Source organism: Pseudomonas lalucatii, from assembly GCF_018398425.1.
Lineage (GTDB): Bacteria > Pseudomonadota > Gammaproteobacteria > Pseudomonadales > Pseudomonadaceae > Aquipseudomonas > Aquipseudomonas lalucatii.
Genome location: NZ_JADPMV010000001.1, coordinates 2,851,565 through 2,872,613, shown reverse-complemented (window position 1 = coordinate 2,872,613; position 21,049 = coordinate 2,851,565). Strand labels below are relative to the sequence as shown.

The following is a 21,049-nucleotide window of genomic DNA, read 5'->3' as shown; positions in this document are numbered from 1 at the left end:
GTCGGCGCTCGGCACAGGGCGTTCCCGCCACCAACGCAACGAGCCGCCGCGGGCGCGAACGGACTGCCTGCGGAGTATACCTTCGCGACCGTGCCATGGCCGGGACGCTGCGGTTATGCTCTGTTTTCCACCGGCCACTGGAGCTCCGCGTGAGCCCATCCGAGAAACCCCGCCTCGACCATCTGCAACGCCTGTGGCTGAGCGAAGCCATCCGCCTGCGCGAGGAGCAGGCCGGCCCCCTGGAGGACGGCGAGGTCAATCGCCGGGCGCGGGCCGCCGGCGGTAGTCTGGCCGAACGCATCCAGCGCCGTGCCGTCCAGCTGGCCGAACGCGATGGCCAGCTGCAGGCACTCTGGCACTGGCGCCAGGGCGCGCGGCTGGCCCTGGCCACGCTGCTCGTGCTGGCCGTGCTCAGCGGCGCCGGCCTGGCCGTGGCGGCCCTAGGTGACGGCCAGCGCCCGGTCAACCTGTTCTGGGCCCTGGGCAGCCTGCTCGGCCTCCACCTGCTGCTGGTGCTCGGCTGGACCCTGGGCCTGCTGCTGGCCGGCGACAACGCCGGCGCCCTGGGCCGGCTGTGGCTGTGGCTCAGCGACAAGCTGGCCCGCGATGCCCGGGCCGCGCAACTGGCCCCGGCACTGCTGCTGTTGCTGCAACGCGCCGGCCTGGGTCGCTGGGGCCTGGGCGTGCTGGTGCACGGCCTGTGGCTGCTGGCCCTGCTCGCCGCCCTGCTCAGCCTGCTGGCGCTGCTCGCCACCCGTCGCTACGGCTTCGTCTGGGAAAGCACCCTGCTCGGCGGCGACACCTTCGTCGCCCTGACCCAGGGCCTCGGGGCGCTGCCGGCGCTGCTCGGCTTCGCCCTGCCGGATGCCGAGCTGATCCGCGCCAGCGGCGACGCCGCCCTGGCCGGCGAGGCGGCGCGCCACAGCTGGGCCAGCTGGCTGCTCGGCGCGCTGCTGGTCTATGGCCTGCTGCCGCGCCTGCTGCTGATGCTGCTGTGCCTGTGGCGCTGGCGCCGCGGCTGCACGCAGCTGACCCTGGACACCGGGCTGCCCGGCTACGAGCTGCTGCGCGAGCGCCTGCTGCCGGGCAGCGAGCGCCTGGGCGTCTGCGATCCGGCGCCGGCGCCGACGCCCGGAGTGCCCGCCGAACCCGGCTCGCAGGCCAGTCAGGGCGCCCTGCTGGTCGCCATCGAGCTGGACGGGACTCGCCCCTGGCCACCGGCCCTGCCCAAGGGGGTCGACGACGCCGGGGTGATCGACAGCCGCGAGCAACGCCAGCGCCTGCTGGAGCAGCTCAGCCGCTTCCCGCCGGCGCGCCTGCTGGTGGCCTGCGATCCGCGCCGCTCGCCGGACCGCGGCAGCCTGGCGCTGCTCGGCGAACTGGCCCGCAGCGCCGCCAGCACGCGTATCTGGCTGCTGCCGGCGCCGCCCGGGGAAGCCCTCGACGACGCCCGCCTGGCCGACTGGCACGACGCCCTGGCGCAACTGCGCCTGCCCCACAGCGCGGGTGCACCGCTGCGCTGGCTGGAGAGCGGCCATGACTAGCCCGCTGAAACTGGCCGTGGTCGGCCACACCAATGTCGGCAAGACCTCGCTGCTGCGCACCCTGACCCGCGACGGCGAGTTCGGCGAGGTGTCGCCGCGGGCCAGCACCACCCGCCACGTCGAGGGCGCACGGCTGTCGGTGGACGGCGAATCCCTGCTGGAGCTGTACGACACCCCCGGTCTGGAGGATGCCATCGCCCTGCTCGAACACCTGGAGCGCCTGGACCGTCCCGGCGAACGCCTCGACGGCCCGGCCCGCCTGGGCCGTTTCCTCGACGGCGGCGAGGCGCGCCTGCGCTTCGAGCAGGAGGCCAAGGTGCTGCGCCAGCTGCTGGCCTCGGACGCCGGCCTCTACGTGATCGACGCCCGCGAGCCGGTGCTGGCCAAGTACCGCGACGAGCTGGCGGTGCTGAGCATGAGCGGCCGGCCGTTGCTGCCAGTGCTCAACTTCGTCGCCGGGGGCCAGCACCGCGAGGACGACTGGAACGCTGCCCTGGCCCGCCTCGGCCTGCACGCACGGGTGGCCTTCGACAGCGTGGCGCCGCCGCTGGATAGCGAACGGCGCCTGTACCAGAGCCTGGCGCTGCTGCTGGACAAGGCCCGGGGGCCGCTGCAGCGGCTGATCGACGACCATGAGGCGCAGCGTCACAGCCGCCGCCAGGCCGGCGCCCGGCTGATCGCCGAGCTGCTGCTCGACTGCGCCGCCTGCCGGCAGAGCGTCGAAGCCGCGGCGGCGCCGGAACAACAGGCCCTGCAGCAGCTGCGCACGCTCATCCGCCAGCGCGAGCAGCGCTGCGTCGAGGCCCTGCTGCGCCTGCACGCCTTCGCCCCCGGGGACGCCGACGCCGGCGACCTGCCGCTGCTCGACGGCCGCTGGGGCGACGACCTGTTCAACCCCGAGACCCTCAGGCAGCTCGGGATCAAGGTCGGCGGCGGCATGGCGGCAGGGGCGGCGACCGGCGCCGGCATCGACCTGCTGGTCGGCGGCATCACCCTCGGCGCCGCCGCGCTGCTCGGCGCCCTGGCCGGCGGCGGGCTGCAGACCGCGCGCAACTACGGCGGGCGCCTGCTCGGCAAGCTGCGCGGCGGCCATGAGCTGACGGTGGACGACGCCGTGCTGCGCCTGCTGGCCCTGCGCCAGGGCCAGCTGCTCGAGGCCCTGGCCGCCCGTGGCCACGCCGCGACCGCGACGCTGCGCCTGGCCCCGCCCGACGCCGCCCAGTGGCGCGACGCGCCGCTGCCCGAGCCCCTGCGCAAGGCCCGCGCCCATCCCGAATGGTCGCGCCTGGCGCCGGGCGGCTTTCGCGACGGCGCCGAGCGCCAGGACGCACTGGCGCAGCTGGCGGCGCAGCTGCTGGCGCGGCCCGAACCGCCTCAGGGCCGGCCCAGGTAGAGCTCCTGCAGCTTGCGCCAGTCGTCGCTGCCGGTGACCCGCAGGATCGCCTGGCTGAGTTGTTCGCGGTACGGGCTGCCGCTGGCCAGGGCGAAGGCATAGGACTGGTTCTCGAAGGTGCCGGGCAACACCCGCAGGCCACCCTGGCCCAGCTCGCCATTGCGGTATTGCAGGATCGGCAGGTCGTAGACCACCGCGTCCGCCTCGCCCCGCTGCACCGCGGCCATGGCGCCGAGCAGGTTGTCGTAGTCGCTGTGGCGGATGCGCTGGTTTTCCAGGTAGCGGGCGCTGACCGTCTTGTCGATGGTGGCGACGTGGGCCCGGCGCAGGTCGTCGGTGCCCTGGATGCCGCCCTGCAGGTTGCCCACCGTCAGGGTGCTGGTCACCGCCGCGGTGAAGGTCGACACCATGATCAGGCCGGCGAACATCCACACCAGGCCGATCAGGCGCCCACCCAGGGTCACCGGGGCCTTGTCGCCATAGCCGACCGTGGTCATGGTCACCGCCGCCCACCAGAAGCTGGAGCCCAGGCCCTGGGCCGGGCTGCCGCCGAACTGCTCCTGGTTGCGCCGCCGCTCGAACAGCCAGACCAGGGCGCCGACCAGCAGCAGCAGGGCCGCCAGCCCCAGCACCAGGCTGAGGAACTGCCACGACAGCAGCGCCCGCAGCGCGTACCAGCCGCCGCCTTCGCCCTCCCGCGGCACGGCAATGGCCAGGCCGGTCTGGTAGAAGGGGTGGGTGAAGTCGAAGCGCGCCTCGCGCTCGGCGGTCATGGTCAGGGCGCCGACCACCACGTCCAGCTGGCCGGCCTCGAGACCGGGCAGCAGCGCCTTGAAGGGCATCGGCTGCAGCTCGAAGCGGTAGCCCGCCTGGGCGGCGATGTCCCGCCACAGGTCGATGCTGATGCCGCGCCACTCGCCGTTCTCCTCCTGGATGACGAAGGGCGGCACTTCGCTGATACCCACACGCAGCAGCGGCCCGGACGGCTCGGCCGCCCACCCCGGCAGGGCCAGCCAGAACAGCAGCACGGCGCTCAGAATCCTCGACATAAACAGCTTCCTCCCCAACACACAAAGAGGTCAGGGTAACAAATACGCCGCGCCGTCCCAGCAGCGATTAACCAGGCGTCAAGCCGCCTGCGCCGTCGGCCAGGCGCCTTCTCCCAGCAGCGCGGCGACGGTGCGCTCGCCCAGGCCCAGGCCCACGCTCATGCCCAGGCCGGTGTGCATCAGCACCGCGGTCACCCCCTCGGCGGCGGCCAGCACACTGAACGGCCCCGGCCCCCGGGCGCCGTAGACGCCCTGCCAACGCTCGAGCACCTCCAGCTTGCCGCCCAGGGTGTGCTCGGCCAGCGCGATGAGGATGCGGTCGACGGCCTCGGCGTTGAAGGGCCCGACATCGTCGCCGTAGACGTGGGAGTCGCCGATGATCAGCTCGCCGTGGGGCGTCGGGCTGACCAGCAGGTGAATGCCATGGGTTTCCAGCTCCGGCTGCTCGCGGCGGATCTGCGCGCGGACGGCCTCGGCCTCCGGCAAGTCGGCGAAGGCGCCGTAGTGCACGCAGCTGAGGCCGGTGAGCACCGCGTGCTGCAGCGCCAGCGACTGCTGCAGGCGCACGCGCAGCATCTGCAGGGCGCAGACCTGCGGCTGCAGGGCGGCCAGCTGCTCGGCCAGCAGGGTCTGGTAGTCATGCCCGGAGCAGACCACCACCCGGGCAGCGCGGAAGGTGCCGGCGGTGGTGTCGACCCGACCGCCCTCGACGTCGCGCACCAGGGTGGAGAAGTGGAACTGCACGCCGTGCGCGCGGGCCAGGTAGTCGACGATCTGCGGCAGCGCCTCGCGGGAATACAGCTGCTGGTCGTCGAGGCCGTGCAAGGCGGCGCGGTGGTGGGCGAAGCGGCCGTCGTACAGGCCCTGCAGGGCGGCGCCGCGCAACAGCTCGACGCGGTAGCCCTGCTCCCGGGCGCGGCCGGCGCAGAAGGCCTCGAGCAGCGCCTGCTCGGCCTCGCTGCGGGCGAACAGCAGCGAGCCCTGTTGCTTGAGCTGCAGGCCGGCGGCCTGGCCCAGCTCGGCCCACAGGCCGCGGGACTGGCGCGCCAGGTCGAGCATCGGCCCCGGCGCCTGGCCGGTGACCAGGGCCTGGCCGAAGTTGCGGATCGAGGCGCCCTGGGGCGCCTGGCTACGTTCGCACACCTTGACCCGCAGGCCGCGCCGGGCGCCGGCCCAGGCATGGGCCAGGCCGAGGATGCCGGCGCCGACGACCAGCAGGTCGCAATCGTGCTGACTCATGAAGGAACTCCTGAAAGGTTGCAGACGGCCATGGTCGCGGCCGTCGCAGATGAATGGCATAGGGAGGTTGGCGCGCGGCACAGCCACCGGGCGGAGGTGGAAAACGCTGTGCGGTTTTCCACCCTGCGGGTGGCCGCCAGCGCGGCCGGACGAATCGACTCTGGGCAGCGGTTGGCGGAGCCCATACAGCGGGGCTCCGCTAGCCCGCTCTACTGGGCGACCGGCTCGGACTTGCCGTCGTAGCGCCGGCGCCACTCGGCGAGGATCCTGTCGCGGTTCTGCGAGGCCCAGGCGAAGTCGTTGTTGATCAGGCGCTGCTCGTAGTCGGCCGGCAGCTCCTGGAACGGCTCGGCGATGCCCGGCTGGGCCAGCACGGCGAAGTTGGCCTTGTACAGCTCCATGGCCTGGCGGCTGGCGGCGAAGTCGGCGAGCTTCTGCGCCGCCGCCAACTGCTCGGTGCCCTTGACGATGGCGCTGGCCTCGATCTCCCAGCCCAGGCCCTCCTTGGGCAGCACGATGTCCAGCGGCGCACCCTTGCGCTGCAGCTGCACCGCCGGGTACTCGAAGGAGATGCCCACCGGGAACTCGCCGGCGGCGGCCAGCTTGCAGGGCTTGGAGCCGGAGTGGGTGTACTGGCCGATGTTGCGGTGCAGCTTGTCCATGTAGGCCCAGCCCTGGGGTTCGCCGAAGGTCTGCAGCCAGGCGCTGACGTCCAGGTAGCCGGTGCCGGAGGAGGCCGGGTTGGGCATGACGATCTTGCCCTGGTACACCGGGTCGGTCAGGTCCTCCCAGCGGGTCGGCTTGGGCAGGCCCTGCTTCTCGGCCTCGATGCGGTTGAAGCAGAGGGTCGCGGCCCACACGTCCATGCCGACCCAGGCCGGCGGGTGGGCGGCGTCGCGGTAGTTGGCGCCGATCTTGTCCAGCTCGGCCGGGGCGTAGGCCTGGAGCATGCCCTGCTGGTCGAGGATGGCCAGGCTGGAGGCGGCCAGGCCCCAGACCACGTCGGCCTGGGGGCGATCCTTCTCGGCCAGCAGCTTGGCGGTGATGATGCCGGTGGAGTCGCGCACCCACTTGATGCGGATGTCCGGGTGCTGCCGTTCGAAGGCCTGCTGGTAGGGCTTGAGCTGTTCCACTTCGAGGGCGGTGTAGACGGTCAGCTCGGTGGCGGCGCTGGCGTGCAGGCTGAGGCCGGCCAGCAGGGCGGCGAGGGCGATGCGCTTGAACATGTGAGGCTCCTATCGGGTATGGCCAGGGTTCGGCTCAGCAGTGCTGCGGGGATTCGCCGCGGGCCAGACGGGCGTCGATCAGCTCGATCACCCCCGGCAGCTCGGCGATGGTGTCGATCAGGTAGTGCGGCCGGCTCGCGGCGAACAGCCCGTCGATACGCGCGCGCTCGGCCGCGCGGCGCTCGGCGGACAGGGCCTGGTAGCCCTCCCAGCTCAGGCCGAGGAAGTTGCCGGAGAAGCGCAGGGCCACGGTCCACATGCCGGCGCTGCGGCCCTCGAGGATGCCCGGCTCGGTGTCGTCGACCTTGACGCAGGCGGCGACGTCGTCCAGGCCCAGGGCGACGACATTGGCCAGGGCCTGGGCCGGGCCGGGCCGTCCCCGCGGCACCTCGTCGGAGGCGACCACGTGGTCCGGGCTGTAGCCGGCGGCGGCGGCCAGCTCGACCACCTTGGCCATCACCTCCCGGGGGTAGCCGGAGCAGCTGCCGATCCGCAGACCGCGTGCGCGCAGCCCGGCGATGACCTCCAGCGCCCCGGGAATCAGCGCCGAATGCTCGCCGACCTTGGCGACCTGCAGCGGCATGAAGCGCTGGTAGATGGCCGTGACATCCTCGTCGCTGGGCAGGCGGCCGAAGCGGCGCTGGAAACGCGCGGCGATCTGCGGCTGATCGCACAGGGCGCGGATGTGGTCCCACTTGCCCATGCCCATGGGGCCGCGGGCCTCCTCCAGGCTGAGCTCCACGTCGAAGCTGGCGAAGGCCTCGACGAAGATCCTGGTCGGGGCGAAGGAACCGAAGTCGACCACGGTGCCGGCCCAGTCGAAGATGGCCGCGGCGAGGCGCGTCGGGTGTTGGTAGTGCATGGCAGTCTCCAGGGGCGGGTCAGTGACTTGGCGCGCGCTGGCGCCAGGTCTGGGAGCGGCGCAACAGGCCGCGCGAGGCCCCGGCCAGCAGCAGCGAAACGCCGGCCGAGGTGAGCAGGATCAGGGTGGACATGGCGGCGGCGCCGCCGACGTTGCCGGCGTCGTCCATATTCAGCACGGCCACGGCGGCCAGCATGCTGTCCGGGCTGTAGAGGAAGATCGCCGCCGACACCGTGGTCATCGCCGAGACGAACAGGTAGCGGACGATGTCCAGCAGCGCCGGCAGGCACAGCGGCAGCGTCACCCGCAGGTAGTGGCGCGCCAGGGGCACCTTGAGCGACAGCGCGGCGGCCTCGAACTCGCCGTCGAGCTGGCGCAGCGCGGTGCTGGCGGTCATCTGCGCGGTGGTCAGGAAGTGCGCGATGGTGCACACCACCAGCAGGGTCAGGCTGCCGTACAGGCCGCTCAGCGGGTTGCCCGGCAGGTTGAAGAAGAAGACGTAGCCCAGGCCCAGGACCAGGCCGGGCACCGCCATGGGCACGAAGCAGAGCAGGCGCAGGAGCTGGGTCAGCGGGTCCTGGCGGGTCTTCTCCAGCAGGTAGGCGCCGGTGAAGATCAGCAGGCTGCCGAACAGCGCCGTGCAGCCGGCCAGCACCAGGCTGTTGCGGTAGGCCAGCCAGCCACCGGGCAGGTCGGAGAAGGCGTAGTGGTCCAGCACCAGGCTCAGGTCGTAGGGCCAGAAACGGACCAGCGAGGAGTACACCGCCATGCCGAACACCAGCAACAGCACGGCGCACAGCAGCAGCACCAGCAGCAGGAAGGCCGCCTCGCGCCCCCGCGCCGGCCGCGGGTGATGGACCTGGGCGCGGCCGCCCAGGGCGTCGCGCGAACGTCGGCGCAGCCACAGGTCGACGGCGAAGCTGAGCAGCGCCGGCAGCAGCAGGACCATGCCGATCAGTGCGCCGCGGCCGAACTGCTGCTGGCCGACCACCGCCTTGTAGGCCTCCAGCGCCAGCACCTGGTAGTCGCCGCCGACCACCACCGGCACGCCGAAGTCGGTGATGCACAGGGTGAACACCAGGCAGAAGGCGGCGAACACGCCCTGGCGGCTGCCCGGCCAGGTGATGCTGCAGAACGCCCGCCAGGGCGAGGCGCCCATGCTCGAGGCGGCGTCGAACAGGCGGGCATCGGCCAGCGACAGCGCCGAGATGAGGATCATCAGGGCATGGGGGAAGGTGTAGATGGCCTCGCCGAGGACGATGCCCCAGAAACCGTAGATGTTGTCGGCCAGCAGGTCGCGCAACAGGCCCTGGTTGCCGAACAGGTAGATCAGGGCGATGCCCGGCAGCATCGACGGCGCCAGCAGCGGCAGCAGGGAGATGGCCCGCCACAGGCCCTTGCCGGGAATCAGCGTGCGCTGCAGGGCGTAGGCGAACAGATAGGCCAGCGGCACCACTAGCGCGGCGGTGGTGGCGGACACCTTGAGGCTGTTGCCGAGCAACCAGCGGAAGTTGTCGCTGGCGTACAGCGCGGCCGCCGCGGCCAGGCCGCCACCCTGGCCGTCCGCGCCGCTGAAGCCGCGCCAGAGCATGGCCAGCAGCGGCAGCAGCACCGCGAGCAGCAGCAACAGCAGCAACAGCCATTTGCCACCGGCGACGAACAGCCGATCGCCCAGGCCGCTCGAGCGGCCGCGCGGGGTGGCGACGGAGTCGAGGATCAGGCTGCTCATCTCAGGCGAACACCTGCAGGCTCTGCGGCGGCAGGGCCACCCAGATCTCCGGGCTGGCCAGGCGCGGCATGGCCTCGGGAGCCAGCTCGGCGAGCAGGCCGTGGCCCGGCAACTCGGCCAGCTCGAAGCTCATCCGGCAGCGGTTGCCCAGGTAGGTGATCTCGCGCATCCGCGCGCGGAACAGGTTGTCCCCGGGCTGCGGCGGATTGACCACTATGGTCTCCGGCCGGCAGAACAGGCGCCCGCGCTCGAGGCCCTGGGCACCCTCCACCCGCAGGTTCAGCGCGCCGACCCGGGCCCCACCGTCCCGACCGCGCTCGAAGGGCAGCCAGTTGCCCTGACCGACGAACTCGGCGACGAAGGGCGTAGCCGGCTGGCCGTAGATCTGCTGCGGGGTGCCGTACTGCTCGACCCGGCCCTGGTTCATCACGGCGATGCGGTCGGCCATGAGCATGGCCTCGTCCTGGTTGTGGGTGACCATCAGGGTGGTGATGCCCAGGCGCCGCTGCAGCTGACGCAGCTCGCCGCACAGGTGCTCGCGCACCCGGGCATCGAGGGCGGACATCGGCTCGTCCAGCAACAGCAGCGAAGGCGCCGGGGCCAGGGCGCGGGCCAGGGCCACGCGCTGCTGCTGACCACCGGAGAGCTGCCCCGGATACTTCTGCTCGCTGCCGAGCAGGCCGACCAGCTCGAGCATTTCCGCCACTCGCCGATGCTGGCTCTCGCGATCGCTGCCGGCCAGGCCGTAGGCGATGTTCTGCGCCACCGTGAGATTGGGGAACAGCGCATAGGACTGGAACAGGATGCCGTAGTCACGGGCCTGGGGCGGCAGCGCCGAGACATCGCGGCTGCCGATCAGGATGCTGCCGCGCTCCTGCCGCTCCAGGCCGGCGATGCAGCGCAGCAGGGTGGTCTTGCCGCAGCCGGAGGGGCCCAGCAGGCACACCAGCTCGCCGGCCTCGACCCGCAGCGACACGCCGTCCAGCGCGCGGAAGGCCGCGAAGCCCTTGTGGATGTCGCGCACCTGCATGCTTACGGCGGCCGGCTTGTTCATCGTGCAACCTCATGGAGTGTTCGACTCGAATGAGGTGGATGCTAGGCGGCCCGTACTAAGGCTGTGTGGCAGATGGGGCAAAAGCACCGATAGTGGTATCGGTTTATTTGCTGGGGCGGGTCGTTGCTTAGCTCGCCGTGTCCCGGGCCAGGGCCAGGAAGGCCGCCGGCAGCCGCGCCTGGCGGCGCTCCTTGAGGCAGTAGAGGTATTCGCCGATCAGCGGCGCCCCCTGCAGCTCGACCACCCGCAGCTCGGGATGATCGGGCACCTCGTGGCGGGCGATGATGCTGATGCCGATATTGCGCAGCACCGCCTCACGGATCGACTCGCGGCTGCCGATCTCCAGCTGCGCCAGCGGCGCCACGCCGGCGCCCTCGAGCAGGGCCTCGGTCATCTGCCGGGTGGTCGAGCCGCGCTCGCGCATCAGCAGGCAGTGCCCGCCCAGCGCCGCCAGCGCCACGCTGCCCTGGCCGGCCAGCGGGTGACGGCGGTGCACGGCCAGCACCAGCGGGTCCTGGCCCAGTTGCAGGCGGATCAGGCGCGGGTCCTGGGTCAGCTGCGAGGAGACGGCCAGGTCGACCCGGTATTCCTCCAAAGCCTCGATCACCTGCTGCGAGTTGCCGATCTCCAGGGTCACCTCGATCGGCGGCAGGCGCTCGCGCAAGCGCTTGATCAGCTCCAGCACGTAATAGGGCGAGGTGGCGCCGATGCGCAGGCTGCCGCGGGAGTGGCCGCAGTTGCGCAGGTAGAACTCGATGTCGGCCTCTTCCTGCAGCAGCTTCTGCACCCGGGGCAGCAGCTGCACGCCCTCGTCGGTCAGGGTCAGGCGGCGACCGCCGCGGTAGAACAGCTCCACCCCGTAGCGGCTTTCCAGGTTGCGCACCTGGGTGGTGACCGTGGGCTGGCTGAGGCCGAGCTTCTTCGCCGCCTGGGTGATGCTGCCCAGGCGCGCGACCATGTGAAAGGCCCGGAGCTCGGCGCTGAGCATCAGGCCCGCCGCGCGCCGGCGGTCATACGGCCACCGGCGCCTTGATGTGCGGGTGGGCCTGGTAGCCGACCAGCTCGAAGTCCTCGTAGCGGAAGGCGAACAGGTCCCGCACCGCCGGATTGAGCTGCATGGTCGGCAGCGGCAGCGGCTCGCGGGTCAGCTGCAGGTCGGCCTGCTCCAGGTGGTTGGCGTACAGGTGGCAGTCGCCGCCGGTCCAGACGAACTCGCCGGGCTCGAGGCCGGTGACCTGGGCCACCATCAGGGTCAGCAGGGCATAGCTGGCGATGTTGAAGGGCACGCCGAGGAAGATGTCCGCCGAGCGCTGGTACAGCTGGCAGCTGAGCCGGCCCTCGGCGACGTAGAACTGGAACAGCGCGTGGCAGGGCGGCAGGGCCATTTGCTCGATCAGCGCCGGGTTCCAGGCGGAGACGATCAGCCGGCGCGAGTCCGGATTCTGCTTGATCATCTCGATCAGCTTGGCGATCTGGTCGATCGACTCGCCGTTGGGCGCCGGCCAGTTGCGCCACTGGTAGCCGTACACCGGGCCCAGCTCGCCGTTCTCGTCGGCCCACTCGTCCCAGATGCTGACGCCGTGGTCCTTCAGGTACCGGATGTTGGTGTCGCCCTTAAGGAACCACAGCAGTTCGTGGATGATCGACTTGAGGTGGCACTTCTTGGTGGTGACCAGGGGGAAGCCCGCGGCCAGGTCGAAGCGCATCTGCTGGGCGAACAGGCTGTAGGTGCCGGTGCCGGTGCGGTCGCTCTTGAAGGTGCCGGTCTCGCGCACCCGACGCATCAGCTCGAGGTACTGTTTCATCGACTGCTCTCCTGGGCCGACTGGCGCTTGTAGGCGTAGGCGATCAGGCCGAGGCCGCCGAGTATCATCGGCAGGCTGAGCACCTGGCCCATGGTCAGCCAGTCCCAGGCCAGGTAACCGAGCTGGGCGTCCGGCACCCGGACGAACTCGACGATGAAACGGAACACGCCGTAGCAGGCGGCGAACATGCCCGAGACCGCCATGGTCGGCCGCGGCTTGCGCGAGTAGAACCAGAGGATGGCGAACAGCGCCACGCCCTCCAGGGCGAACTGGTACAGCTGCGAGGGATGCCGCGCCAGCTGCTGCGGGTCGGTGGGGAAGACCATGGCCCAGGGCAGGTCGGTGGCCTTGCCCCACAGCTCGGCGTTGATGAAGTTGCCGATCCTGCCGGCACCCAAGCCGATGGGCACCAGCGGTGCGATGAAGTCCATCAGCTGGAAGAAGCCCTTGTCGTTGCGGCTGCCGAACCACCAGGTGGCCAGCAGCACGCCGATGAAGCCGCCGTGGAACGACATGCCGCCCTTCCACACCTGCAGGATCAGGCTCGGCTGCGCCAGGTAGGCCTCGAGGTCGTAGAACAGCACATAGCCCAGGCGGCCGCCGAGTATCACCCCCATGGCCACCCAGAACACCAGGTCGGAGAGCTTCTCCTTGTTCCAGTTCGGTTCGAAGGCGTGCAGGCGGCGCGCGGCCAGCCACCAGGCGCCGCCGATGCCGATCAGGTACATCAGGCCGTACCAGTGGATTTTCAGCGGCCCCAGGGCGATGGCCACCGGGTCGATCTGCGGATAGGGCAACATGTCAGGTCCTCACAACAGGAAACTCAGGCCCACGCTGAACAGCAGCAGGGCGAACAGGCGCTTGAGCACGCGCGGTGACAGGCGATGGGCCAGGCGTGCGCCGAAGCGCGCGAAGAACATGCTGGTCAGGGCGATCCCCGCCAGCGCCGGCAAATAGACGAAGCCCAGGCTCCAGGACGGCAACTGCGGATTGTCCCAGCCCAGCCACATGAAACTCAGGGCGCTGGCCAGGGCGATCGGCAGGCCGCAGGCCGCCGAGGTGGCCACCGCCTGCTGCATGGGCAGGCTGCGCCAGGTCAGGAAGGGCACGTTCAGCGAACCGCCGCCGATGCCGAAGATCGCCGAGGCCCAGCCGATCACCCCGCCGGCAGCGCCGAGGGCCAGCCTGCCTGGGACAGCGCTGCTGGCCCTGGGTTTCAGGTCCAGGGCCATCTGCAGCGACACGGCGATGGCGAACACGCCGATGATCCGCTGCAGCTGCGGGCCCTGGATCGCCGCCGCGGTCAGCGAGCCCAGGCCCGCGCCGAGCAGGATGCCCAGGGTCATCCAGGCGAAGATCGGCCAGCGCACCGCGCCCCTGCGGTGATGTTCCAGCACCGAGTTGATCGAGGTGAAGATGATGGTCGCCAGCGAGGTGCCGACCGCCAGGTGGGTTAGCACGGCCGGATCGACGCCCTGGGCGGTGAAACTCAACACCAGCACCGGCACTATGATGATGCCGCCGCCGACGCCGAACAGCCCCGCCAGCACCCCCGCAGCCGCGCCCAGCAGCATATACAGCAGCAGCTCCATCGAAGCTCCCCCCGAAATAAAGCGGCATGGTAACGGAAGCGGCCCCCCGCGCTCCACCGGGGCACGCCTCGACACCGCTGCGCAGGGCATGCGGATGCGACTAATTGCCCTCTATGCCCTTCCCCTGGCCCGGCCCCAACGCCTAAGCTGTCGGGCAACTGTTGGAGCGTCTTGCGCGCACACTGACGTAACAAGAAAATCACATGCAGGAACTGGACTCCGGTCCCCGCGGGCGCAGTGCGACCCCAGGCGGCCACCGATACCCGGCTTCAGAGTCCCGCCACCCAAGGAGTTTCTATGTGCCTGATCGTATTCGCCTGGCGCCCCTCCCATCCCCTTCCCCTGGTTCTGGCGGCCAATCGCGACGAATTCTACGAGCGCCCGAGCCAGCCCCTGGCGGCCTGGGAGGATGCGCCGAACATCTATGGCGGACGCGACCTGCAAGCCGGCGGCACCTGGCTGGCCGCCGGCCCGCAGGGCCGCTACGCCGCCCTGACCAATATCCGTGACCCGCGCCAGCCCCCCTTTGGTCGCTCCCGCGGCGAGCTGCCGCTGCAGTTCCTGCAGGGCGAACTGGAGCCCGAGGCGTTCCTCACGGAGCTGGCCGAGCGCGCCGGCAACTACTCGGCGTTCAACCTGCTGGTCGGCGACGCCAAGCAACTGTGGTTCCTGAATTCCCGCGAGGGCATCGCGCGGCAGCTGGAGGAAGGCCTGTACGGCTTCTCCAACGCCGACCTGGACACCCCCTGGCCGAAGGTGGAGAAGGGCAAGGCGCTGCTCAGCGAGTGCCTGGTCGAGCCCCAGGTACCGGCCCTGCTGGACCTGCTGCACGATGCCCAGCAGCCCCCGGACTCGGCGCTGCCCGACACCGGTGTCGGCCTCAACACCGAACGCCTGCTGTCCGGGATCTTCATCGCCACCCGCAGCTACGGCACCCTCGCCAGCACGGCGCTGCTGGTGCGCGCCGACGGCTCGCGGCAACTGGTCGAGCGCCGCTACGGCCCCCTGGGCGTGCCGCTTGGGGAGACCAGCCTGGAGTGTTGAGGGCCAGCGCCCCGCCTACCCTGGCGCGCACGAGCGGATGAAGGACGCGGGGCCCGCTATCAGGCCTGGATGTCCGATGCCGGATTGATCATCCGGCCCAGGCCGAGGTTGCGCAGGGCCAGCTGCAGGGTACTGTGGATCAGGTGCGGGTTGTCGATGCTCATCACCTGGCCCAGCAGCTCCTGGGCCTTGCCCAGGCTGATCTGGCGCAGCAGCCACTTGACCTTGGGCAGGTTGGTGGCGTTCATCGACAGGCTGTCGAAGCCCATGGCCATCAGCAGCACCGCCGCCGCCGGGTCGCCGGCCATCTCGCCGCAGATGCTCACCGGCTTGCCTTCGGCGTGGGCGTCGCTGATCACCCGACGCAACGCCTGCAGCACGGCCGGGTGGAGGAAGTCGTAGAGGTCGGCGACCCGCGGGTTGTTGCGGTCCACCGCCAGCAGGTACTGGGTCAGGTCGTTGGAGCCGACCGAGAGGAAATCCACCTGGCGCGCCAGTTCGCGGGTCTGGTAGACCGCGGCGGGGATCTCGATCATCACCCCGATCGGCGGCAGCGGCACGTCGGTGCCCTCGTCGCGCACCTCGCCCCAGGCGCGGTGGATCAGGTGCAGGGCCTCTTCCAGCTCCTGGATGCCGGAGATCATCGGCAGCAGGATGCGCAGGTTGTTCAGGCCCTCGCTGGCCTTGAGCATGGCGCGGGTCTGCACCAGGAAGATTTCCGGATGGTCGAGGGTGACGCGGATGCCGCGCCAGCCGAGAAAGGGATTCTCTTCCTTGATCGGGAAGTAGGACAGCGCCTTGTCGCCGCCGATATCCAGGCTGCGCATGGTCACCGGCAGCGGGTGGAAGGCGGCCAGCTGCTCGCGGTAGATGGCCAGCTGTTCCTTCTCGCTGGGGAAGCGCTCGTTCATCATGAACGGCACCTCGGTGCGATACAGGCCGACGCCCTCGGCGCCGCGCTCCTGGGCCCGGGCCACGTCGGCGAGCAGGCCGGTGTTGACCCACAGCGGCATGCGGTGGCCGTCCAGGGTCTCGCAGGGCAGGGCGCGCAGGGCATCGAGGCCCTGGGTCAGCTGACGCTCCTCCTCGACCACGTCGGCGTACTGCTTGCGCAGCAGCTCGCTGGGGTTGGTGAACACCTCGCCGTGGTAGCCGTCGACGATCAGCTGGATGCCGTCGATCTTCGAGTACGGCAGGTCGACCGCGCCCATCACGGTCGGGATGCCCATGGCCCGGGCGAAGATCGCCACATGGGAGTTGCCCGAGCCGAGCACCGAGACCAGGCCGGCCAGCTTGCCCTCCGGCACCTCGCCGAGCATGGTCGGCGACAGCTCCTCGCTGACCAGGATGCAGTTGTCCGGGTATTCCAGGCTCTGCTGACGCGCCTGCTGCAGGTAGGCGAGCAGGCGCCGGCCGAGGTCCTTGACGTCGGAGGCGCGCTCGCGCAGGTAGGCGTCGTCCATCAGTTCGAAGCGGTTGACGTGCTCGCCGACCACCTGGCGCAGGGCACCCTGGGCCCACTGGCCGGTGCGGATGATGTTGACCACCTCGTTACCCAGGGCGGCGTCTTCCAGCATCATCAGGTACACGTCGAACAGCGCGCGCTCTTCCGGGCGCAGCTGGCTGGCCATCTTGGTCGAGAGGTTGCGCATGTCGGCGCGCACCCCTTCCAGGGCGGTATTGAACAGCCGCAGTTCGGCCTCGATATCCTCGACGCTCTTGTCCGGCACCACTTCCAGGTCGGCCGGCGGCAGCACCACCACCGCGGTGCCCACGGCCGCCCCGGGCGAGCCGGGCACGCCGATGAACTTGGCCTCCTGAATACCCTTGCCCTGGCGCCCCAGGCCGCGGATCGAGCCGGTCGCCTCGGCATGGGCGATCACCCCGGCGAGCTGCGCGCTCATGGTGACCAGGAAGGCTTCCTCGCCCTCGTCGAACTGGCGGCGCTCCTTCTGCTGGACCACCAGCACGCCCATCACCCGCCGGTGGTGGATGATCGGCGAGCCGAGGAAGGAGGCGAAGCGCTCCTCGCCGGTCTCGGCGAAGTAGCGGTAGCGCGGGTGGGCGGCGGCGTCCTCGAGGTTCAACGGCTCCTCGCGGGTGCCGACCAGGCCGACCAGGCCCTCGCTGGGGGCCATGCTGACCTTGCCGATGGAGCGTTTGTTGAGGCCCTCGGTGGCCATCAGGACGAAGCGGTTGGTCTCCGGATCGAGCAGGTAGACCGAGCAGACCTGGCTGCCCATGGCCTCCCTGACGCGCTGCACGATTATGCCCAACGCCGCCTTGAGGTCCTTGGCGGCATTAACTTCCTGGACAATCTTGCGCAGCGTATTGAGCATGGCTCGGCTCTAGTCAGTGTCAGTCCCGCGCCAGCAGGCGCGGAGCGAGTTCCTTGAGGGCGCGACGGTAGACCTCGCGCTTGAATGTCACCACCTGGCCCAGCGGATACCAGTAACTGACCCAGCGCCAGCCGTCGAATTCCGGCTTGCCGGTCAAGTCCATACGCACCTTGTCCTCCGCGCCGGTCAGGCGCAGCAGGAACCATTTCTGTTTCTGCCCGATGCACAGCGGCTGGCTGTGGGTGCGCACCAGGCGCTGGGGCAGACGATACCTCAACCAGCCGCGGGTGCAGGCGAGAATTTTCACATCCTCCTGCTCCAGGCCGACTTCCTCGTTCAACTCGCGGAACAGCGCCTCTTCCGGCGTCTCATGGTCGTTGATCCCGCCTTGCGGGAACTGCCAAGCGTCCTGGTTAATCCGACGCGCCCAGAGCACCTGACCGACATCGTTGGTCAAGATGATGCCGACATTAGGGCGAAAACCATCAGAGTCGATCACGGCGCATAACCTCGTAAACGCATGTTTCGGCATTGTTCCACAAAGCCCGCGGCAGCGGCAACGCGGCCGTCCCGGGAATAGGAATAGCCGGGAAAAGCCGCTATTCTGGCGGCCCTCGGCTGTTGCGATAGATAGGTGATACGCGTGCGCTTGGCTCTCTTCGACCTCGATAACACCCTGCTCGGTGGCGACAGCGACCACGCCTGGGGCGATTACCTGTGCGCGCGCGGCATCCTCGACGGCGTGGCCTACAAGGCGCGCAACGATGCCTTCTACGAGGACTACCTGGCCGGGCGCCTGGACATCCGCGACTACCTGAATTTCAGCCTGGAGATCCTCGGACGCAGCGAGATGGCCCAGCTCGAGCAGTGGCATCGCGAGTTCATGCGCGACTGCATCGAGCCGATCATCCTGGCCAAGGGCGAGGCGCTGCTGGCCGAGCATCGCGCCGCCGGCGACAAGCTGCTGATCATCACCGCCACCAACCGCTTCGTCACCGGCCCCATCGCCGCACGCCTGGGCGTCGACACCCTGCTGGCCACCGAGTGCGAGATGGCGGACGGCCGCTACACCGGGCGCACCACCGACGTGCCCTGCTTCAAGGAAGGCAAGGTCACCCGCCTCGATCGCTGGCTCGCGGAAACCGGCCTGAACCTGGACGACAGCTGCTTCTACAGCGATTCGATGAACGATTTTCCGCTGCTGGAGCGGGTGACCCGGCCGGTGGCGGTGGACCCCGACCCGAAGCTGCGCGCCGAAGCGCAGCAGCGCGGCTGGCCGATCATTTCGCTACGCTGAACGCCCCGCTGCACAGCAAAACGCCGCCTCGATGGGCGGCGTTTTCCATGGCGGCTCGACGCTCAGGCCGGCTTGGCCCCCATCAGCCCCAGAATCACCAGCAGCAACAGCAGGCTCAGCCCGGCATAGGCGGCGGTAACCCGCAGCAGCCCGCTCGAAGCCGGCGCCTCACCCAGCGCCTGCCAGGCCTTCAGGCGTCCACCCAGCAACAGACCGCAGACCACCAAAAGGCCAAACAGCACGCTGCTGGCCAGCAGCCAGGTCTGCGACAGCGGCCAGCCCGCCCCATCCACGAGAAACCAGCCACTCACCGGCAGACTCAGCGCCAGCAGGCCGAGCAGCGGCAGGCTGATCAGGCGGGTACGCGCGAGCTTGCGCTGCAGCACCGCCGCATCGCCGCCGCGCGCCGCCTTCCACAGCATCAGCACATGGGCCAGCACACCGAGCAGCAGCAGGATGGCGGGCAGGCCGTGGGCAATCTTCAACAGCTGGTAGGGTTCCATTCACTCATCCCGCCGGCGCGCCGGCTCAGCCCAGGAACAACCGGTAGGCCGGATTGTCGCTCTCGTCCCAGTAGGGGTAGCCGATCTCGTCCAGCGCCGCCGGCACCAGGTGCCGCTCGGCCTGGGGCACCTGCAGGCCGGCGACCACCCGGCCGTCGGCGGCGCCATGGTTGCGGTAGTGGAACATGGAGATGTTCCAGCGGCCGCCCAGGCGCTGCAGGAAGTTGAACAGCGCGCCGGGCCGCTCGGGGAACTCGAAGCGCAGCACCACCTCGTCGCTGACCCGCGCGGCGTGGCCGCCGACCATGTGGCGGATATGCAGCTTGGCCAGCTCGTTGTCGGTCAGGTCGACCACCGGGAAGCCCTGCTCCCTCAGGCTGGCCACCAGGGCCGCGCGCGGATCGCTCTCCGGATGGGTCTGCACGCCGACGAAGATGTGCGCTTCCTTGTCGGTGTGGTAGCGGTAGTTGAACTCGGTGATCTGGCGCTTGCCGATCGCCTCGCAGAAGGCCTTGAAACTGCCCGGCTGCTCGGGAATGGTCACGGCGATGATCGCCTCGCGCTTCTCGCCCAGCTCGGCGCGCTCGGCGACGTGGCGCAGGCGGTCGAAGTTGACGTTGGCCCCCGACTCGATGCCCACCAGCACCTGGCCCGCGCAGCCCTCGCGCTCGACATAGCGCTTGATCCCGGCCACCGCCAGGGCGCCGGCCGGCTCGGTGATCGAGCGGGTGTCGTCGTAGATGTCCTTGATCGCCGCGCAGATCTCGTCGGTGCTGACGGTGATCACCTCGTCGACGTGATCCTTGCAGATGTCGAAGGTGTGCTGGCCGATCTGCGCCACCGCCACGCCGTCGGCGAACAGCCCGACGCTCGGCAGCACCACCCGCTCGCCGGCGGCCATGGCGGCCTGCAGGCAGTTCGAGTCGTCCGGCTCGACGCCGATGATCCTGACCTCGGGGCGCAGGTACTTGACGTAGGCGGCGATGCCGGCGATCAGCCCGCCGCCGCCCACCGGGACGAAGATGGCGTCCAGCTGGCCGGGATGCTGGCGGAGGATCTCCATCGCCACCGTGCCCTGGCCGGCGATGGTGTGCGGGTCGTCGTAGGGGTGGATATAGATGTAGCCCTTCTCCTCCACCAGTTTCAGCGAGTAGGCCAGGGCCTCGGGGAAGCTGTCGCCGTGCAGCACCACCTTGCCGCCGCGCGAACGCACGCCGTTGACCTTGATCTCCGGGGTGGTCTTGGGCATCACGATGGTCGCCTTGACCCCCAGCACCTTGGCCGCCAGCGCCAGGCCCTGGGCGTGGTTGCCGGCCGAGGCGGTGACCACGCCGCGGGCCTGCTCCTCGGCAGTCAGCTGGGCCAGCTTGTTGTAGGCGCCGCGAATCTTGAAGGAGAACACCGGCTGCAGGTCTTCGCGCTTGAGCAGAATCTGGTTGCCCAGACGCTGGGACAGCTGGTTGGCGGCTTGCAGGGGCGTTTCCACCGCGACGTCGTAGACGCGCGAGGTGAGGATCTTCTTGACGTACTGTTCGAGCATGGCGATATCGCAGGCGGTTGCGCTAGGGGACCCCGGAGTCTACCCCAGGCCCGCGCCGAGCGACCATACGAATGGCGGGGTTTTGCCGGCGCATCCGGCTATAATTCGCGCCTCCCGACCCACTCAGGCGCAGAAACCGCGATGACCCAGGATCAACTCAAGCAGGCAGTCGCCCAGGCCGCCGTCGACTTCATCCTCCCCCAGCTCGATGCCAAGAGCGTCGTCGGCGTCGGCACCGGCTCCACCGCCAACTGCTTCATCGACGCCCTGGCCCAGCACCGGATGGACTTCGACGGCGCCGTGGCCAGCTCCGAGGCCACCGCCGCGCGCCTCAAGGGCCACGGCATCCCGGTGTACGAACTGAACGCGGTCAGCGACCTGGAGTTCTATGTCGACGGCGCCGACGAGAGCGACGAACACCTCAACCTGATCAAGGGCGGCGGCGCCGCCCTGACCCGCGAGAAGATAGTCGCGGCGGTGGCCAAGACCTTCATCTGCATCGCCGATGCCAGCAAGCTGGTGCCGGTGCTCGGCGCCTTCCCGCTGCCGGTGGAGGTGATCCCCATGGCCCGCAGCCACGTCGCCCGCGAGCTGGTCAAGCTGGGCGGCGACCCGGTGTACCGCGAAGGGGTGGTCACCGACAACGGCAACCAGATCCTCGACGTGCACAACCTGTCGATCGTCGATCCGGCCGGGCTGGAGGCGCAGATCAACAACATCGTCGGCGTGGTCACCAACGGCCTGTTCGCCGCGCGTCCGGCCGACCTGCTGCTGCTCGGCACCGCCGAAGGGGTCAAGCGCCTGACCCGCTGAACCGCGCCGGCGGGCGCGGG

19 protein-coding genes are annotated in these 21,049 nt (G+C 70.0%); 5 read left to right on the top strand and 14 right to left on the bottom strand.

The window, feature by feature from the left end:
- The first annotated feature begins 149 nt into the window (after positions 1-149).
- Positions 150-1,544 carry a DUF2868 domain-containing protein gene (locus tag I0D00_RS13160; RefSeq protein ID WP_338050414.1) on the top strand — a complete coding sequence of 465 codons (1,395 nt, stop codon included), beginning with the start codon at positions 150-152 and terminating at the stop codon, positions 1,542-1,544.
- Positions 1,537-2,937, top strand: a complete 1,401-nt coding sequence (locus tag I0D00_RS13155) for a GTPase/DUF3482 domain-containing protein (protein ID WP_213640171.1) — start codon at positions 1,537-1,539, stop codon at positions 2,935-2,937. Before I0D00_RS13160 ends, I0D00_RS13155 begins: the two co-directional genes overlap by 8 nt.
- On the opposite strand, the gene I0D00_RS13150 is transcribed toward I0D00_RS13155, so the two are convergent.
- From I0D00_RS13150 to I0D00_RS13105, 10 genes are all read right to left on the bottom strand, one after another.
- Entirely contained in the window at positions 2,919-3,986 is a 1,068-nt protein-coding gene (locus I0D00_RS13150; protein ID WP_213640170.1) for a transporter substrate-binding domain-containing protein, read from the bottom strand. The two genes, I0D00_RS13155 and I0D00_RS13150, sit on opposite strands and share 19 nt — an antisense overlap.
- 78 nt (positions 3,987-4,064) lie before the next feature.
- Positions 4,065-5,225 carry a TIGR03364 family FAD-dependent oxidoreductase gene (locus tag I0D00_RS13145; RefSeq protein ID WP_213640169.1) on the bottom strand — a complete coding sequence of 387 codons (1,161 nt, stop codon included), beginning with the start codon at positions 5,223-5,225 and terminating at the stop codon, positions 4,065-4,067.
- Between the two features lie 209 nt (positions 5,226-5,434).
- Positions 5,435-6,451, bottom strand: coding sequence for a putative 2-aminoethylphosphonate ABC transporter substrate-binding protein (locus tag I0D00_RS13140; RefSeq protein ID WP_213640168.1), 1,017 nt, complete (start codon positions 6,449-6,451; stop codon positions 5,435-5,437).
- A gap of 34 nt (positions 6,452-6,485) precedes the next feature.
- Complete coding sequence (gene phnX, locus I0D00_RS13135; protein WP_213640167.1) at positions 6,486-7,313, bottom strand: phosphonoacetaldehyde hydrolase; 828 nt, start codon at positions 7,311-7,313, stop codon at positions 6,486-6,488.
- Positions 7,314-7,332: 19 nt separating this feature from the next.
- Entirely contained in the window at positions 7,333-9,042 is a 1,710-nt protein-coding gene (locus I0D00_RS13130; RefSeq protein ID WP_213640166.1) for a putative 2-aminoethylphosphonate ABC transporter permease subunit, read from the bottom strand.
- Position 9,043: 1 nt separating this feature from the next.
- A complete protein-coding gene (locus I0D00_RS13125; protein ID WP_213640165.1) occupies positions 9,044-10,096 on the bottom strand; it encodes a putative 2-aminoethylphosphonate ABC transporter ATP-binding protein in 1,053 nt (350 codons plus the stop codon).
- Between the two features lie 127 nt (positions 10,097-10,223).
- On the bottom strand, positions 10,224-11,084 hold the full coding sequence (locus tag I0D00_RS13120; RefSeq protein WP_213640164.1) for a LysR substrate-binding domain-containing protein: 861 nt from the start codon (positions 11,082-11,084) through the stop codon (positions 10,224-10,226).
- Between the two features lie 22 nt (positions 11,085-11,106).
- On the bottom strand, positions 11,107-11,901 hold the full coding sequence (locus tag I0D00_RS13115; RefSeq protein ID WP_213640163.1) for a thymidylate synthase: 795 nt from the start codon (positions 11,899-11,901) through the stop codon (positions 11,107-11,109).
- Positions 11,898-12,701 carry a prolipoprotein diacylglyceryl transferase gene (gene lgt, locus I0D00_RS13110; RefSeq protein ID WP_213640162.1) on the bottom strand — a complete coding sequence of 268 codons (804 nt, stop codon included), beginning with the start codon at positions 12,699-12,701 and terminating at the stop codon, positions 11,898-11,900. The genes I0D00_RS13115 and lgt overlap by 4 nt, the downstream gene beginning before the upstream one ends.
- A gap of 9 nt (positions 12,702-12,710) precedes the next feature.
- Positions 12,711-13,493, bottom strand: a complete 783-nt coding sequence (locus I0D00_RS13105) for a sulfite exporter TauE/SafE family protein (RefSeq protein ID WP_213640161.1) — start codon at positions 13,491-13,493, stop codon at positions 12,711-12,713.
- A 297-nt stretch (positions 13,494-13,790) separates the two neighbouring features.
- On the opposite strand from I0D00_RS13105, the gene I0D00_RS13100 reads away from it, so the two are divergent.
- A complete protein-coding gene (locus I0D00_RS13100; RefSeq protein ID WP_213640160.1) occupies positions 13,791-14,537 on the top strand; it encodes an NRDE family protein in 747 nt (248 codons plus the stop codon).
- Positions 14,538-14,596: 59 nt separating this feature from the next.
- Here I0D00_RS13100 and ptsP read toward each other — a convergent pair whose 3' ends face one another.
- Positions 14,597-16,876, bottom strand: coding sequence for a phosphoenolpyruvate--protein phosphotransferase (gene ptsP, locus I0D00_RS13095; protein WP_213640159.1), 2,280 nt, complete (start codon positions 16,874-16,876; stop codon positions 14,597-14,599).
- Between the two features lie 19 nt (positions 16,877-16,895).
- Positions 16,896-17,375 (bottom strand): RNA pyrophosphohydrolase, encoded by a 480-nt coding sequence (locus I0D00_RS13090; protein ID WP_213640158.1) that lies wholly within the window; start codon positions 17,373-17,375, stop codon positions 16,896-16,898.
- 144 nt (positions 17,376-17,519) lie between these two features.
- On the opposite strand from I0D00_RS13090, the gene I0D00_RS13085 reads away from it, so the two are divergent.
- Positions 17,520-18,173 carry a histidinol-phosphatase gene (locus I0D00_RS13085; protein ID WP_213640157.1) on the top strand — a complete coding sequence of 218 codons (654 nt, stop codon included), beginning with the start codon at positions 17,520-17,522 and terminating at the stop codon, positions 18,171-18,173.
- 62 nt (positions 18,174-18,235) lie between these two features.
- Here I0D00_RS13085 and I0D00_RS13080 read toward each other — a convergent pair whose 3' ends face one another.
- Positions 18,236-18,676, bottom strand: coding sequence for a DUF2269 family protein (locus I0D00_RS13080; RefSeq protein ID WP_213640156.1), 441 nt, complete (start codon positions 18,674-18,676; stop codon positions 18,236-18,238).
- A 25-nt stretch (positions 18,677-18,701) separates the two neighbouring features.
- Positions 18,702-20,216 (bottom strand): threonine ammonia-lyase, biosynthetic, encoded by a 1,515-nt coding sequence (gene ilvA / locus I0D00_RS13075; protein ID WP_213640155.1) that lies wholly within the window; start codon positions 20,214-20,216, stop codon positions 18,702-18,704.
- A gap of 141 nt (positions 20,217-20,357) precedes the next feature.
- On the opposite strand from ilvA, the gene rpiA reads away from it, so the two are divergent.
- Positions 20,358-21,029 carry a ribose-5-phosphate isomerase RpiA gene (rpiA, locus tag I0D00_RS13070; protein WP_213640154.1) on the top strand — a complete coding sequence of 224 codons (672 nt, stop codon included), beginning with the start codon at positions 20,358-20,360 and terminating at the stop codon, positions 21,027-21,029.
- Positions 21,030-21,049 lie beyond the last annotated feature (20 nt).